At 45.7% G+C, this 15,224-nt stretch carries 18 protein-coding genes and 1 riboswitch; of the genes, 13 read left to right on the top strand and 5 right to left on the bottom strand.

Annotation, left to right across the window (positions count from 1 at the left end; all coding sequences use genetic code 11):
* The first annotated feature begins 42 nt into the window (after positions 1 to 42).
* Positions 43 to 173, top strand: a riboswitch (molybdenum cofactor riboswitch).
* The 9 genes from moaA (at position 162) to ACFOEE_RS09905 (ending at position 6,134) form a co-directional block, all read left to right on the top strand.
* Positions 162 to 1,133 (top strand): GTP 3',8-cyclase MoaA, encoded by a 972-nt coding sequence (gene moaA, locus ACFOEE_RS09945; RefSeq protein ID WP_377123742.1) that lies wholly within the window; start codon positions 162 to 164, stop codon positions 1,131 to 1,133. It overlaps the preceding riboswitch by 12 nt.
* A 1-nt stretch (position 1,134) precedes the next feature.
* The gene (gene mobA, locus ACFOEE_RS09940) at positions 1,135 to 1,695 is read left to right on the top strand and encodes a molybdenum cofactor guanylyltransferase (RefSeq protein ID WP_377123740.1); all 561 of its coding nucleotides are present in this window, start codon (positions 1,135 to 1,137) and stop codon (positions 1,693 to 1,695) included.
* Positions 1,692 to 2,252 carry a molybdenum cofactor biosynthesis protein B gene (gene moaB / locus ACFOEE_RS09935; protein ID WP_377123738.1) on the top strand — a complete coding sequence of 187 codons (561 nt, stop codon included), beginning with the start codon at positions 1,692 to 1,694 and terminating at the stop codon, positions 2,250 to 2,252. The genes mobA and moaB overlap by 4 nt, the downstream gene beginning before the upstream one ends.
* On the top strand, positions 2,243 to 2,737 hold the full coding sequence (gene moaC, locus ACFOEE_RS09930; RefSeq protein WP_377123736.1) for a cyclic pyranopterin monophosphate synthase MoaC: 495 nt from the start codon (positions 2,243 to 2,245) through the stop codon (positions 2,735 to 2,737). Before moaB ends, moaC begins: the two co-directional genes overlap by 10 nt.
* A complete protein-coding gene (locus ACFOEE_RS09925; RefSeq protein WP_377098459.1) occupies positions 2,730 to 2,975 on the top strand; it encodes a MoaD/ThiS family protein in 246 nt (81 codons plus the stop codon). Before moaC ends, ACFOEE_RS09925 begins: the two co-directional genes overlap by 8 nt.
* 2 nt (positions 2,976 to 2,977) lie before the next feature.
* The gene (locus ACFOEE_RS09920; RefSeq protein WP_377098457.1) at positions 2,978 to 3,427 is read left to right on the top strand and encodes a molybdenum cofactor biosynthesis protein MoaE; all 450 of its coding nucleotides are present in this window, start codon (positions 2,978 to 2,980) and stop codon (positions 3,425 to 3,427) included.
* A 26-nt stretch (positions 3,428 to 3,453) separates the two neighbouring features.
* A complete protein-coding gene (gene modA, locus ACFOEE_RS09915) occupies positions 3,454 to 4,191 on the top strand; it encodes a molybdate ABC transporter substrate-binding protein (protein ID WP_377123823.1) in 738 nt (245 codons plus the stop codon).
* A gap of 5 nt (positions 4,192 to 4,196) precedes the next feature.
* Entirely contained in the window at positions 4,197 to 4,883 is a 687-nt protein-coding gene (gene modB / locus ACFOEE_RS09910; protein WP_377123734.1) for a molybdate ABC transporter permease subunit, read from the top strand.
* A gap of 24 nt (positions 4,884 to 4,907) precedes the next feature.
* Complete coding sequence (locus tag ACFOEE_RS09905; protein WP_377123732.1) at positions 4,908 to 6,134, top strand: ATP-binding cassette domain-containing protein; 1,227 nt, start codon at positions 4,908 to 4,910, stop codon at positions 6,132 to 6,134.
* Here ACFOEE_RS09905 and ACFOEE_RS09900 read toward each other — a convergent pair.
* The 3 genes from ACFOEE_RS09900 to narL are packed head-to-tail and all read right to left on the bottom strand — an operon-like array spanning position 6,122 to position 8,320.
* Positions 6,122 to 6,400, bottom strand: a complete 279-nt coding sequence (locus tag ACFOEE_RS09900) for a hypothetical protein (RefSeq protein ID WP_377123730.1) — start codon at positions 6,398 to 6,400, stop codon at positions 6,122 to 6,124. The two genes, ACFOEE_RS09905 and ACFOEE_RS09900, sit on opposite strands and share 13 nt — an antisense overlap.
* A gap of 4 nt (positions 6,401 to 6,404) precedes the next feature.
* The gene (moeA, locus tag ACFOEE_RS09895) at positions 6,405 to 7,664 is read right to left on the bottom strand and encodes a molybdopterin molybdotransferase MoeA (RefSeq protein ID WP_377123728.1); all 1,260 of its coding nucleotides are present in this window, start codon (positions 7,662 to 7,664) and stop codon (positions 6,405 to 6,407) included.
* Between the two features lie 2 nt (positions 7,665 to 7,666).
* Positions 7,667 to 8,320: a two-component system response regulator NarL gene (gene narL / locus ACFOEE_RS09890; RefSeq protein WP_377098445.1), complete on the bottom strand. Its 654-nt coding sequence runs from the start codon at positions 8,318 to 8,320 to the stop codon at positions 7,667 to 7,669.
* 266 nt (positions 8,321 to 8,586) lie between these two features.
* Here narL and ACFOEE_RS09885 point away from each other — a divergent pair, with 266 nt between their 5' ends.
* A complete protein-coding gene (locus tag ACFOEE_RS09885) occupies positions 8,587 to 10,200 on the top strand; it encodes an MFS transporter (protein ID WP_377098443.1) in 1,614 nt (537 codons plus the stop codon).
* A 70-nt stretch (positions 10,201 to 10,270) separates the two neighbouring features.
* On the top strand, positions 10,271 to 10,642 hold the full coding sequence (locus ACFOEE_RS09880) for a ribonucleotide reductase subunit alpha (protein WP_377123726.1): 372 nt from the start codon (positions 10,271 to 10,273) through the stop codon (positions 10,640 to 10,642).
* Positions 10,643 to 10,732: 90 nt separating this feature from the next.
* On the opposite strand, the gene ubiT is transcribed toward ACFOEE_RS09880, so the two are convergent.
* Positions 10,733 to 11,245 (bottom strand): ubiquinone anaerobic biosynthesis accessory factor UbiT, encoded by a 513-nt coding sequence (gene ubiT, locus ACFOEE_RS09875; protein ID WP_377123724.1) that lies wholly within the window; start codon positions 11,243 to 11,245, stop codon positions 10,733 to 10,735.
* An 80-nt stretch (positions 11,246 to 11,325) separates the two neighbouring features.
* Between ubiT and ubiU the strand changes: the two genes are divergently transcribed.
* Together ubiU and ACFOEE_RS09865 are read left to right on the top strand one after the other, a co-directional pair.
* Entirely contained in the window at positions 11,326 to 12,321 is a 996-nt protein-coding gene (ubiU, locus tag ACFOEE_RS09870; RefSeq protein WP_377123722.1) for a ubiquinone anaerobic biosynthesis protein UbiU, read from the top strand.
* A gap of 16 nt (positions 12,322 to 12,337) precedes the next feature.
* Entirely contained in the window at positions 12,338 to 13,198 is an 861-nt protein-coding gene (locus ACFOEE_RS09865; RefSeq protein WP_377123720.1) for a U32 family peptidase, read from the top strand.
* 14 nt (positions 13,199 to 13,212) lie between these two features.
* On the opposite strand, the gene ACFOEE_RS09860 is transcribed toward ACFOEE_RS09865, so the two are convergent.
* Positions 13,213 to 14,943, bottom strand: a complete 1,731-nt coding sequence (locus ACFOEE_RS09860) for a protein kinase domain-containing protein (RefSeq protein ID WP_377123718.1) — start codon at positions 14,941 to 14,943, stop codon at positions 13,213 to 13,215.
* Between the last annotated feature and the right edge of the window lie 281 nt (positions 14,944 to 15,224).

Raw genomic sequence — 15,224 nt, 5'->3', positions numbered from 1 at the left:
TGCCCCCTCTTTTGTATGGTGACGCGAAACGAAAATTACTATTCTTGCACCATACGCCGAAGTACACACTCCTAAACCAATAACTGGCATGGAGGGTGTACCGTGGTTTACCACCGGGTTTGGGCAGAAATGCGCAGGCCTCCCGATTTGGAAAGGCTCACATGCTACAAGATTCGTTTAATCGAAAGTTTAACTATTTGCGTTTATCGGTAACGGAAGTCTGTAATTTTAAATGCAACTACTGTTTGCCCGATGGCTACGATTGCCAAACTCGCGCACGTCCGCTGAGTCTTGCACAGACACGTACTTTGCTTGCAGCCTTTGCCATGGTGGGGACACAAAAAGTACGCTTGACTGGTGGTGAGCCAACCTTGCGTAAAGAGTTACCCGACATCGTCGCCCTTTGCAAAGCGACTGCTGGCATAGAGTCGATCGCCATGACATCGAATGGCTATCACCTCAAGAAAAAGCTCCCCACCTTGATTGAAGCTGGGCTGTCTGCGTTGAACCTAAGCGCAGATAGTTTAAATCCTTATACCTTTTCACAGATCACGGGTAGTGACAGCCTTCACGAGGTCCTTGAATGTATCGATTTAGCGCTAGCGCTTGGACTAAAAAAAGTAAAATTAAATGCGGTTTTACTAAAACAATACAATGGTCCACAGCTCCAACAGTTTCTTAATTTTATCAAAGACAAGCCTGTTACTTTTCGTTTTATAGAGCTAATGCGTACACAAGACAATACAGATTATTTTAGTGCCCAGCATCTTGCGGGCAGTGGTATTCGCATGGATTTAGAAAAGTCTGGTTGGCAGCTATTACCCAAACGCACCGATGCAGGCCCCGCTTTGGAGTTTTGTCATCCCGATTATTTGGGTCAAATAGGTCTTATCATGCCTTACAGTAAGGATTTCTGCGCTAGCTGCAATCGCTTACGGGTGTCAGCAGAAGGCAAATTACATTTGTGCCTGTTCGGTGAAGCCAACGAGGATTTGACTCCTTGGTTAAATTACGGCGATGCGAAAGGTTTGGCGCTGCATTTAACCCAGCAAGTGCTAAACAAATGGCAGGGACATCAGCTCAAACAAGGCAACGTTGGTTTAACTCAGCATCTGGCGATGTTAGGAGGCTAGTATGTTGTTAGGAATAGTTTTGGCTGGTGGTCAATCACGTCGCATGGGCGAGGACAAAGCGCTACTTAACTGGGAAGGCAAAACGCTACTTGAGCATGCCACGCAACTGCTGCAAGAAGTCGGTTGCGACGAAGTATTTGTTAGTCGCAATGCGCCTCATTGCATTAAAGATATTTATCCAGGCAAAGGACCAGTTGCTGGGATCCACGCGTGTTTGGCCGCGAGTGAGAGCTGTGAAGCGCTCGTAATCCCTGTAGATATGCCGTTGTTAACCCGAGCGAGCCTCAGCAATTTAGTGATCCAAGGTCGTGTTTTTGCCAGCAGTTGTTACTACGACGCATCGGTGATGCCTTGTTATGTGCGTGTCAATCCAGCAGTGCTAGCCGAGTGTGAACTTCGTTTGCAACAAAACAGGCTTTCACTGCACGCCTTACTTGATGCCATTGCGGCCAAAGCAATTCGCTTCGACGAGGTCGATGAAACGCAAGAATTAATGAATACCAATACCCCCGCGCAGTGGTTACTCGCCAATCGAGTAGTAAATGATAAGGAGTTAGCATGAGCCGAGTAAAGTTTGAACATTTTGTACCGTTGAACGTGGCGATATTAACCGTCAGTAATCGTAGGACTCTTGCTGATGATAGCGCTGGAGAGTTGTTGCAAGCACGAGCCTTGGATGCAGGGCATTGTGTCAGTGCTCGCAGCGTGCTGCCTGCCAACAAATATCAGATCCGCGCAACGGTTAGCAAATGGATTGCTAACGATGAAATCCAAGTCGTATTGATTTCCGGTGGCACAGGTTTAACGGATGAGGACGTGACGCCCGAAGCCATCGAAGTGCTATTTGATAAATCGGTTGATGGGTTTGGTGAATTGTTTCGCCACTGCTCATTAAAGCAGGTGGGTTACTCAACATTACAGTCGCGCGCAAGCGCAGGGCTCGCCAATAAAACCCTGATTGTTGCCATGCCTGGTAGCCCAAGAGCCTGTGAAACCGCATGGGATGAAATCATCAGTGCGCAATTGGATGCAAGGCAAGGTCCCTGTAACTTTGTACCACATTTAAGCACCACCAACTCTGTGGTATGCAGCTCACGCGAGGATAGTGTATGCAACTAACTCATATTGACGACCATGGTCAAGCTGCCATGGTGGATGTGGCGGACAAAGCCATCACCATTCGCGAAGCCCGTGCTGAGGCTTATGTCGAGATGAAGCCTGAAACACTTCAGTTGGTTACTCAGAATCAGTTGAAAAAAGGCGATGTGCTAGCAGTTGCTCGCATTGCAGGGATACAAGCAGCAAAGAAAACCTCAGACTTAATTCCTCTTTGTCATCCTCTGGCACTGAGCAAGGTGTCGGTTGACTTTGAAATTGATGTCGAACATTCCCGTATCTGGGTATTGAGTTACTGTAAATTAGCGGGTCAAACGGGGGTCGAAATGGAGGCACTCGCCGCCGCTTCGATTGCCGCGCTTACTATCATCGATATGTGCAAAGCAGTGGATCAAGATATGGTGGTAGCGCAGTTATGTGTAACCCATAAATCAGGTGGACGTCGCGGTACCTACCAACGAGCATCAAAGGGAGACAACCATGAATAAGGTATTGTTTTTTGCACAGCTTCGAGAGCGCCTTGATTGTGCTGAAATCACGGTAAATGCAACGGGTTTAACGGTGTTTGAGTTACGAGAAAAACTGGCACAAAGCAATGAGCGTTGGCACAAATGGCTGCTCGATAAAGATGTGTTAGTCGCTGTTAATCAGTCTTTGGCTACGGCAAACAGCAAAATTGGTGACGGTGATGAAATTGCCATGTTTCCACCGGTGACAGGAGGTTGATCATGATCCGAGTTCAAGAACACGATTTTGATTTAAATGAAGAATATGAAGCGCTAATGCAAGATGACAGCTGCTCTGGCGCCGTTGTGTTGTTTGTCGGTCGCGTGCGGGATTTAAATCAAGGGCATCAGGTCAATCAATTGTACTTAGAGCATTACCCCGAAATGACCAATAAGTACTTAGCTCAATTGGAAGAGCAAGCGCTTGAACTCTGGCCATTAGAGAAGGTTACTATCATTCATCGAGTTGGACCGCTGTCGTTAAAAGATCAAATCGTCATGGTCGGGGTATCTAGTGTGCATCGTGAAGCGGCGTTTGAAGCGGCGCAATATTTGATGGACTTACTCAAAGCCAATGCGCCGTTTTGGAAAAGAGAAGTCATTGAAGGTGGATTAAATCGTTGGGTTAGTGCCAATCACAAAGATCAGATTGCAGCGGCGCAGTGGATGTAACGAAAAATACGCAAGGTGATGTGGTGATGTGGCAACGAGCAAAAATGGTTTACTCAATACTGTTATGCAGTTTTGCGCTGTTTTTTTGCGCTCAGAGTATGGCTCAACCCTCAAAATTGACTATTGCGTGCGCGGCAAACTTTAGCGCGACGATGGATAAATTAGTTAACCTATTTCAGTTACAAATGAGTAAATCGACAGAGGTACGTGTGGTCACTGGGTCTTCAGGAGCGTTGGCAAGTCAAATTCAACATGGGGCCCCCTTTGATGTGTATTTCTCAGCCGATCACGCATTACCGCAGCGTTTAAAGCAAGCCGGGCTTGGATACGAGTCGATAGTTTATGCAAAAGGTGAGCTGGTGCTGTATGCCTCCGTCCAAAATGAGCACTTACTCTCGGATTGGCGTCAAGCTTTGTCAACGGCGACCGTAGCAATAGCGAATCCGAAATTGGCCCCTTATGGTAGGGCCGCGTTGCAAGTACTACAAACACAAAACGTCACCCCACAACGAATAGTGCAAGGGACATCGGTATTGCAGGCGTTTCAATTTGTTGAAAGCGGGCACGCCCAATTTGGACTAATTGCAAAGAGTCTGCTGCAAGCCGACCACCTTGGAACCTATATCTCTTTGCCAATCGAGTGGTATGAACCCATCGAGCAGCATGCCCTATTATTAACCCCGCATCCGAGTGCGAAAGCGTTTTTTGACTTTGTGCAAAGCGATGCGGCTAAGCAGCTTATAAACGCGTCAGGATATAGGTAACCCAGATGTCGGAGTTAGATTGGCAAGCCGTCGTATTAACGCTTCAACTGGCAAGTTTGACCACCGTCTGTTTATTGTTGGTGTGCCTACCCAGTGCTTATTTTTTAGCGCGTAGTCACCACATTTTTAAACCGTTTATCGAAACGATAGTCACCCTACCTTTGGTGCTCCCTCCGACCGTGATGGGCTATTATTTTCTAGTGTTATTTTCCCCAACGAAAGGCCTAGGGCTTTGGTTAAACGAAACCCTAGGTATTCAATTGGTGTTTAGCTTTACGGGGATTTGGCTGGCGTCAATGATATACAGTTTGCCGTTTACCTTTAGGCCGTTGCAAAGTGCTTTCGAACAGCTCCCGAGAGAATTACATAATTCGGCCGCCTTACTTGGTTTTTCACCTTGGAAACAATTTTATTTGGTCGTATTACCTGCAATAAAGCCCGCGCTTTACACCGCAGCGACCTTAAGTTTTGCCCATACTATTGGTGAGTTTGGTGCAATCCTTATGATTGGCGGCAACATTCCAGGCGAAACACAAGTGCTGTCACTGGCGCTTTTTGACCATGTCGAGAGCTTTAATTTTGAAGCCGCCGAGCACTTGGCCATATTGATGGTGGTATTTTCGTTTAGTGTGGTGTTTGCTTGCCAATGGTGGCAAAAGCAATCGCAGCAATTGGTACAAGGACACGCGTAAATGCGTTGGGGGAGGCATCGAGTGATGAGTTCAGGTTTTCTAAAAGCTGCTAAGCCTCAAGCTTTCCTAGCAAGTGAGCCATTACAACATAATCAACATCACCAACAGGATAAGGTGTTAAACGTCAGGTTGACGTTGTCCTTACCCTTTTCACAGCAATTTAACTGTACGCTGCGAGCCGGAGAAGTTGGTGTATTACTAGCGCCAAGTGGGGCAGGCAAAACCACGCTGTTTAATGCGCTTGTCGGATTACACCACGCCAACGGCTCGATTAAAGTGGGTGTAACTCAACAAGAGCAACAGCGATTGAAAGTACACCAGCGACAACTGGCCTACGTGACTCAAAAACCCGTTTTATTTGGCCATGTTACAGTCCGAGCGCTAATCAATCTCGTTGCCAAACAACAACGGCAGGCGTTCGATGTCAGCTGGGCGATTGAACCGTTAAAGCTGGGTGAGAGTCTGTCGCTTCGGGCAACGCAGTTAAGTGGCGGGCAACAACAGCGCTTGAGTTTGCTGTTGGCGATGATTAAAGGGACGCCGGTGCTGCTTCTTGATGAGGTATTGACAGGACTAGATCCCGCCAATAAACAGGCTACGATAGCCGTAATCAAACGCTATTTAGCGCTACAAGGAGCAGTGGCGCTGATTGCATGCCATCAACTGGAAGATGCCTTGGCTCTGGCCGATGTTGCGTTTGTTCAGTCGCATGATGGAGAACAAAAACAATGGATTGAAATGCCCATCGGTGCCGGTATTCATCAATATCAACTTCAGAATCTAATGAGAAAATCAGCACAACCATTAGATGAACATAGTGTCTGCGCGAGTCAGTTTGTGTCGCTGTTGTCAGTCAAAACAGTGGCTCATCATACAGCACTTGGATTGACAGAATACAGTTTGGCAGGTCAAACGTGTTTTAGTGCATTGAAGTCCCATTTGACGCCGAATGAACACACGACCTTAATACTAAGAGCGAATCGAGTCGGGCTTGCAAAGACCGCGCTCGTGCAAAGTAGTTTTGTCAATCAGTGGTCAGTTACTATAGTGGATATTCGCCCTGTGAGCTGGCAAGGTGAGCAGGGGATGTTAATCGACACTCAAATCCTTGAGCGTGATGACATGCAAACACACGATAGATTATCAGTGTGGATCACTCGTTTATCGTTTAATCAATTACAGCCCAAGCAAGGTCAACACTGGTACTTGATCAGTAAAGCGGATGCGGTGAGTTCGACTTACAGTAGTTGATTGCGTACTAAACCACGCTTGACGTTTGCGCATAATTTAGCAAAGCGACGGATATCATCGAAATTGGGTGTGTTACCCGTATTCAACTGATGTTCCCAATACGATAATTCGCTATCGACCAGTTCCATCAGTTTTTTAGGGCAACCAATACACGAGGTATTGGTGCCACAAAAAAACGTATCGGGTTCATAAAGCGGAAGTTCCTGCTTTGCTTGCTCAATAAGCAAGCGCATGGCCGTTGCTCTATCGGGTTTTCGCTCGCCCATTCATTCAACTTAACGCTTGATCAAACGGTAAAAAGTCGACGAGTTCGTTTTCTTGCCAGCTTGATCCTTCTGCGGACAAGATCACATAGCCTTGGCTTTGCGAAAAGGTACTTAAGATCCCCGAGCCTTGGCCCTGCAATGGTTGGATACGAGTGCCTGACTCTGTAACGTCGATACTTGCTCGAATAAACTCTAAACGACCTGGTTTTTTGCTGATTGGACTTGCCAATGGTAGACGTTGAAGTTGTTGTGGCTCGATGTGTTCCCCTGCCATTTTTCGAAGTGTTGGCAAGGCTAACTGATGCAAAGTCACCACGCTCGACACCGGATTGCCCGGCAACCCCATAAAGCGTTTGTTGTTACCATGCGTGTCTTGAGTGTGGAAATGACCATAGGCAAAGGGTTTGCCGGGTTTAATGGCGACTTTCCAAAATTGCATCGAGCCGAGCTCATTTAACACGGTTTTAGTGTGATCGGCTTCGCCAACCGAAACACCACCCGATGAAATCACGACATTGGCTAAACTAAGAGCGCGTTTAAATGTGTCTGCTAGGATCTCCGGCACATCAGGCACAATGCCACAATCAATCACCTCAAAACCGAAATTTTGTAAAATGGCCTGCGTGGTATAGCGATTGGTATCATAAATTTCCCCTTCGCTTTTCTCGGTACCAGGCTCTCGAAGTTCGTCACCGGTCGACAAAATAGCCACTTTTAATGGCTGATATACAGGCAATTGTGCAATGCCAATTGACGCGAGAATACCAATGTCGGTGGCTTTAAGACGTTGTCCGCGTTTAAACAGAATTGTACCCGTGGTTATGTCTTCGCCTTTTTTGCGAACATGTTGATGACGTTTGAGATGACCGTCAAAACGGACTAAAGTGCAGTTATCTCGCTCAAGTTGAATGGCCTGCTCTTGCATGACAACCGTGTCGCATTGGGCGGGAACAGCGGCGCCTGTCATAATTCGAATACATCCACCTTGGCGCCATTCACCTTGAAAAGGATGTCCTGCAAATGCGCTACCGATTAATTCTAGTTCGCCAGAGGCTTGCAAGTCGTTATAACTAAACGCATAGCCATCCATCGCTGAGTTGTCGTAGCCCGGAACATCAAATGGCGCGCTAATGTCCGTCGCTAATATACGATTTACTGCTTGAGGCAGCAAAACCTGTTCAGTGTCGACCGCAATATTATTGTCGGCGAGTAGCACCGCAACAGCGTCATTAAAGGATAAAAATGAAGGAGGGCACTGGTTCATGATTAGGCCCCTTTTTGCTGATTAATCATCCATACCGCGGCTTCAACTCGAGAGCGTAGGTTGAGCTTCTTTAACAGATGTTTGACATGCACTTTAACGGTGCCGTCAGAAATATCCAACTCGCGAGCAATGAGCTTGTTTGATAGGCCTTTTGCAATCAATTTGAGGATTTCAAACTCACGACTGGTTAATGAATTTAGGATATTGGCTTTTTGCGAAACATCGGGTTTGCGAATTGCTTGAGCTAGTACCCCTGTGAGTTTTTCACTGAGTACCATTTTTCCTAACGCGGCTTGTTTGATTTTCTCAAGGATATCTTCAGGATCCATGTCTTTTAGCAAATAGCCATCCGCGCCATAACTGATAGCCGTTAGCACGTCTTCATCGTTATCCGATACGGTCAGCATGATGATCCGAGAGGTCACATCGTTGGCCCGCATCGCTTTTAGCGTTTCTAAACCGTCCATGCCCTGCATGTTGAGATCAAGAATAATCAGATCAGGATCGTGTTCGATGGCTAACTGCAACCCTTCTTTACCGCTGGCAGCCTCTCCAATAACTGTAAGCTCGTCTTCCAAATCGATAAGCTGTTGTAACCCTTTACGCAATAGAGGGTGATCGTCAACTAACAATACGGTGGTGGCTAAGTCGTTCATAATTAACTCTTTGGAAAATCGAATATTCATTTTCCACTATAGTAACTGGAATTAACAACGCATTCACTATTTAGCCACCATGCTACTCCAAAAGACCTGTTTTGCACTTAAAAATATTGATAAGTATCAATTGGATATAGCTATACATACCTAAAAGTAGGTAGTTCAGAGTAATCCTCTCGAGCAAACCGTTACCCATCAATGTGAATTGTTGCATGTGGAATTTAATCGCATAGTGAACGTAATTCGAACGTTAGGAGCGGCATATGGCTGATCTACATAAGTGGGAACCCGAAAATGAAGCCTTTTGGGATTCTCAAGGTAAAAAAATAGCACAACGGAACTTGTGGATCTCAATTCCAAGCTTACTGTGTGGTTTCGCTGTTTGGCTTTACTGGGGAATATTAACGGTTCAAATGATGAATGCAGGATTTAAATTTTCTGCAGAAGAATTGTTTACCCTGACCGCGATTGCCGGATTATCGGGCGCTACGCTTCGGATCCCGAGTAGTTTCTTTATTCGTTTTTGTGGTGGTCGCAACACCATATTTTTTACCACCTCATTGTTGTTAATCCCTGCTTTCTTCACTGGACTTGCGTTACAAGACCCAAATACACCACTTTGGCAATACCAGTTATTGGCCTTGTTATCTGGTTTTGGTGGCGGTAACTTTGCTTCGTCGATGTCGAACATCAGCTTCTTCTTCCCTAAGAAACAGCAGGGTTTGGCGCTTGGTTTAAACGCGGGTTTAGGTAATTTTGGTGTAACCACCATGCAAATCCTTATCCCACTGTTTATGACTTACGGCGTATTTGGTGCATTAGGTGGCGATCCAGTCACACTTGTTAGTCCATCGGGTAGCTTGATTGGTAAAATCCCAGCGGGTTCGGATACTTGGATCCAAAACGGCGGATTTTTGTGGTTAATCCTACTGGTGCCACTGTTTTTTGCTACTTGGTTTGGCATGAACAATATTCGCACGCCAGAGGTTTCACCAAATCTAGGCACTCCACTTGGCGCATTTGCGATGATTTCCGTAATGCTAGCCATCGGTCTTGCGACAGCTGCAGGTGGTTTGTGGCTCATGCTGCCAGAATCAGCAAATGGGTCAGGCTTTGGTGTGCCAAAAGAACTGGTGTTGGTATTGGTTGTTGCAACCACCGTGTTTTTACTAAAAATGCTACCAGGTGCAATTGGTCAGAGCTTGTCTAAGCAATATCAGATTTTCAACAACAAACATACGTGGGTAATGAGCGTAATTTATACCATGACCTTCGGTTCGTTCATTGGTTTTGCTGCGGCCTTTCCACTGGCAATCAAAGTTATCTTTGGTTTCCAACACATCATGGTAGATGGTGTGATGACCCATAAAACCGTGAATCCTAATGGCCCAAGTGCACTGATGTACGCATGGATGGCTCCGTTTATTGGTGCATTAATTCGTCCACTAGGTGGCTGGGTTGCGGATAAACTTGGTGGTGCGCTTGTAACACAAATCTGTTCTATCGTCATGGTTGGCTCATCGCTTGGTGCGGCTTACTACATGCACGCGGCTTATCAGTCACCAACGCCAGAAGAATTCTTTGTACCATTCTTTGTGTTGTTCTTAATCCTGTTTGCTGCAACGGGTATTGGTAACGGTTCAACATTCCGTACTATCGCGATGGTGTTCCCAAAAGAACAAGCAGGCCCTGTATTAGGTTGGACATCTGCGGTTGCTGCATACGGCGCGTTTTATATCCCAATGGTGTTTGGTCAACAAATTAAAGCAACCACACCAGAAGTCGCATTAATCGGTTTTGCTGTCTTCTATACGTTGTGCGTATTCGTCAACTGGTGGTTCTACCTCAGAAAAGACGGCGAGTTTTATAACCCGTAAACCACTCCACTTGTCTAGAGCCATCAACTACAGGTTATGGCTCTTTTTTTAATTATTGCAGAGAAAGATTATGAGTAAGTTTCAAGAATTATTGACGATGGCACGCTACCAAGCTGAGCCGGTTAAGTTACTGATGTTGTTCACGAAAGCAGATGTCGAAAGTGCCAATAACAATGTAAATAAAGGCTTTATTCAGCCACAGATGTGCGTTGATAAACTCCCACAAGAGCTCAGTGACTATGACGCGCTATGTAAAGAAGCCGATGCGATTAATGCCGATTGGGATTTGGTTTTTTTAACTAGCATCAATGCTAACGTCGAAAGCAGCATTATTGATAGCAGTATGAAATCGATGGTCAGTGATGTCCAAACAGGCAAAAACACGGCGATGTACGTGGTGTTAGACAGACAAGATAACCTCGTTGAAATGGTTGGCAGTTAAGTACAGACGGTATTTCATCTTACTTCCCCTTATCCTACTGTAACCCCAAGTTATTTGTTGGTAGGTTGTTGGCAGCGTACGCTGCCTTTTTCATGCGTGTTGTGCCACATAGTGCTGAATGGATTGATACACGTTCGCTGGTATTAATCCCGCAGGATCTTGCGTGTCGAGCCAGTTTTTAAACGTGAGACATAACTCAGTATCGCCTGCTATTGACAGTTTACGCCTAAAAAATAAGGTATCAGGATCGCAGTGGCCCGCAATCAGCTCTAAAAAACTGTCGCTATCACCGCTTAATTTACCATCACAGCGCATCATATTGGTCGCCACAAAGGGTGATTTCACCACGATGACTTGCAGTGTTGTACCATCCAACGATACAAACAAAAACAACGGCAAGTTACTGACCTCAATACACACACTTTGATGGCGTAAAAAGTCGAGTTCTCCCGCTTGGATTTGTGCCTTGAAGAGAGCATTAAGACGCTGCTCTGCAAGCCATTTGAGTGTCTCGGTTGGCGTGAAATAAGTAAGTCGTTTTAACCACTTCGGGGTAAACAACTGAGGTACATTGTGCTTAAAAATAGCATTTAAACTAATCATATAGGTAGATTACCTCGGCAAGTTAAGTCCATTACCATTATTGAAAATTTAGCGGTGAGTTTAAATAATCAGGAGTGGGTATGGAGTTACTCTGTCCAGCAGGAAATCTTGCCTCGTTAAAAAAGGCCATTGAGTACGGCGCAGATGCCGTCTATATCGGTTTAAATAATGATACCAATGCGCGCCATTTTAAAGGACTCAACTTTAGCGAAACGCAATTAATCGAGGCTGTCCAGTATTGCCATGAGCGAAATCGAAAATTGCATGTGGCTATCAATACCTTTGCGCACCCCACGCAATTTCCTCGATGGCAACGTACTATCGATCACGCCGTGGCGGCGGGTGTCGACGCGTTGATCGTTGCTGATATTGCTGCACTTGACTATCTAGCAACGCGGCATCCTCATCAGGTGGTGCATTTGAGTGTGCAAGCGTCAGCCACCAGTGACAGTGCTATTGCATTTTATCAGCAGCACTTCGCGGTAAAACGGGTGGTCTTACCGCGGGTTTTGAGTATCCAGCAAGTACGAAAACTAGCAGCGACAACCTCGGTGGAACTCGAATTATTCGCCTTTGGTAGTTTGTGTATTATGGCAGAAGGTCGTTGCTACTTATCTTCTTATATGACCGGAGAGTCGCCGAATACCGCAGGCGTGTGTTCGCCAGCTAAGTTTGTGCGTTGGGAAGAAAAAGACCGAGTACTGAGCTCACGGCTCAACGGAGTGCTAATTGATACCTTTCAACCAGAAGAACAAGCGGGCTATCCCACGTTGTGCAAAGGGCGGTTTAATGTTAACGATCACACCTATCACGCAATCGAAGCGCCCACCAGTTTAAATACGCTTGAACTGCTCCCTGAATTGCTCAAATTGAATATTTCAGCGGTTAAAATCGAAGGCCGCCAGCGAAGCCCTGCGTATGTTGAGCAAGTCACTAAAGTATGGCGTCAAGCCATCGATATAGCGAAGCAAAAGTCAGAGCAATTTACTATCGACCCAGGTTGGACTAAGACGCTTGCGGCATTATCAGAAGGTCAGCAAACGACCTTAGGTGCGTATCATCGAAAGTGGAAATAGGAATGAGAGGGCTACTATGAACGTCGCAATTGGGCCAATGTTATTTCTTTGGCAAAAGTCGCAGCTAGACACTTTTTATCATGATGTGGCGAACTCGAACGCCGATATTGTGTATTTGGGTGAAACCGTGTGTGCCAAACGTCGATTATCGCGCATTGAAGATTATCTCGCTTGGTCACACCAGCTCATCGAGGCCGGCAAGCAAGTGGTACTATCGACCTTGACCTTAGTCGAGTCACCTCTGCAAATACGCGAACTAAAAAGGTTATGTGATAACCAATCGCTGCTCTTTGAAGCTAATGATATCGCGGCAGTACACATTCTCAGTGAACGCAAACGTCCGTTTGTGATTGGCCCAGCTGTCAATGTCTATAACGGCTATGCTCTGGCGAAACTCGCTCAGTTGGGCGCTATCCGTTGGGTTATGCCCGTTGAGTTGTCACGAGATTGGCTTGCAGCCATCAAGCAAGAATATCAAGCCGTTTGCGATTTACCCATGGAGTTTGAAGTGTTCAGCTACGGCTATTTGCCGCTGGCTGTCAGCGCGCGATGCTTTACAGCACGGCATTATGATGTGGCCAAAGACAGCTGTGAACTGGTATGCCAACAGCATCCTGAGGGCCTCAAAGCAAACAGTCAAGATGGCACTGAGTTGTTTACACTCAATGGTATTCAAACTATGTCAGGACAAATCTATAACTTATGTCAGGATATCAACACGCTGTCCGAAGTGGCGTCTATTGCAAGGATAAGCGCACATCAATCTCAAGATTTGCAATGGATTACTGCCTTTATGGACGATAAAAATTCGATTCGGCCAGAGGGGCATGTCAATGGCTTTTGGCATCGCATAGCGGGTATGCATGTGGCAAGTTAATCATCGTCAGATGATTAACTCCCACCTTGTGATTGGCTAAACAAATACAACATTAGCAGTAATGTGACAAACCAAAAACCACTTAAAATCTTCCAAAAGACCAAACTGCTGGCCTCTTGCGGCTCCGGCTCTGGTTTTAAAAAGTCGGGGTTCGGTTTGGTTAAATCGGCAAGCAAGGCATCGACGGTCTCATAGCGCTGCGTTAAATTGAAATTAACGCCTTTTTGCAATGCCTTATCAAACCAAACTGGGATTAAGGCATTGTACTTTGCAGCACTTCGATAACGCAGACGGTCATAGTCGAACATGGTTGTGCATTCTTCTACTTTGTCACCGTAGGGTAACTGACCGGTAAAAAGCTCGTAGCAAATTGTCGCAAGGCTATAGACATCGCCTTGCACCGCTGAGTTTTTGCCCACCAAATAATTGGGATCCGAGTAGCTTGCCGTGCCTAGTGCACCCAAATGCTCAATGGGCCGGTATAGTTCAGCGACGCCTGCGACAAACACTGAGCCGAAATCAACGAGCTTGACCGAGCCGTCATTTAATACCATCACGTTGCCAGGTTTTAGGTCTTGATGGATGGCGTCATTAGAATGAAAAGCGTTTAATCCTAACGCAATTTTCTTAACTATTTGGATAGCCTGCTTCGGTTTAATTGGGTGGTTACGCTCCATCCAAACGTCTAAACTGACCCCATCTAATCTTTCCATTAAATAATAAAGCGCCGTTCTTGGACGAGAATGCTGAATAATTTTGACTACATAAGGCGAATCGATGCGACTTCCTATCCATTGTTCCTTCAAGAAGCGGTCGATGTAATGCGCATCGTCTTCAAAATTAATAGACGGTGTTTTCATAGCGAAGCGCTGGCCACTTTCTTCGTCCTCGACCAAATACAATTGGCTACGAGGAGAGGCAAACAATTCCTCTACGACTTTGTAACCGTCTAATTTCATTCCTGGAACTAGAGTGGGCGGGAAAGGTAAGCGCATCAGCTCCGCGTTAAATTCACTTTCATCTTGGTGCGGTAGTTGGTGAATTTTTACCACCACGCAACTGATGTTGTCGTCACTACCATTGTCCGCGGCATGTTGGCAAAGCTGTTGGGCAATCCTTTCTGGGTCAGCATCTTGTTTGAGTGTCTTGAGTAATTCTGCTGTCGGGACGAACTCGTGTAAACCATCGGTACTGAGTAGATAAATATCGCCTTTGTTGAGTTCAAAACTGCAATAATCGATATGGATATTGTTGTCCATGCCCAGTGCACGGGACAAAAATGATTTCCCGTGGCCCAGTAGCGTGATGTGATCGGTGGATAACTGCTCAAACGTGTCGCCACGTAAACGAAACACGCGGCTATCCCCGACATGAAACAGATGGCCATGGATACCTTTTACTATCAAGCAGCTTAAGGTTGTTAGATAGCCTTTATTATCTTGTGTAAACTCATGGCTTTTACGATAGAGCCTTAAATTGATAGCAGATAAAACCTGCTCACCAGAACGACTGACCGACCAAGTATCAGGTGTTTTAACGTATTCAGTTAAAAATCGCTCGACCGCTGTTTCGCTTGCTTCTTTACCAGCCTCTGCAGAACTGACGCCATCGGCAATACAAAACGCCATCCCTTTAACTTGGGCGAGATAGTTGTCATTGGGGATTAAAAAACCGGCGTAATCTTCATTAATCTCTTTTACACCAGCCGATGAGCTCATACCAGCTTGAACGTTTGTGTTTTGCATGTGCTTGATACTTTTAAATGCGACCCTAATTTACTCGTCGCGAGCTTGCGATAGGTTATTTGAACTTAAAATAGTCATTAAGACATCCAAAATAAACGTTTTAAATTATCTTTTCGGCTGCAAGTACCCCAAAGTGGGTATATCAAGAAAAACGTAATCAATTGAAAATTATAAGTAATTCAAAATTGGTTAAGTGATTTTTGCCTTTAAATTAGGTGGATGGGGTATTGGTGGTAGGAATAAACCATATTGTTATAACTTGGGTAAAATGTAGTTCAGAT

Origin of the sequence: Pseudoalteromonas fenneropenaei (assembly GCF_042643375.1) — a bacterium.
Classification (GTDB): domain Bacteria; phylum Pseudomonadota; class Gammaproteobacteria; order Enterobacterales; family Alteromonadaceae; genus Pseudoalteromonas; species Pseudoalteromonas fenneropenaei.
Note: the sequence above shows the minus strand (reverse complement) of the source record. Positions and strands in the feature narration are given on the sequence as shown.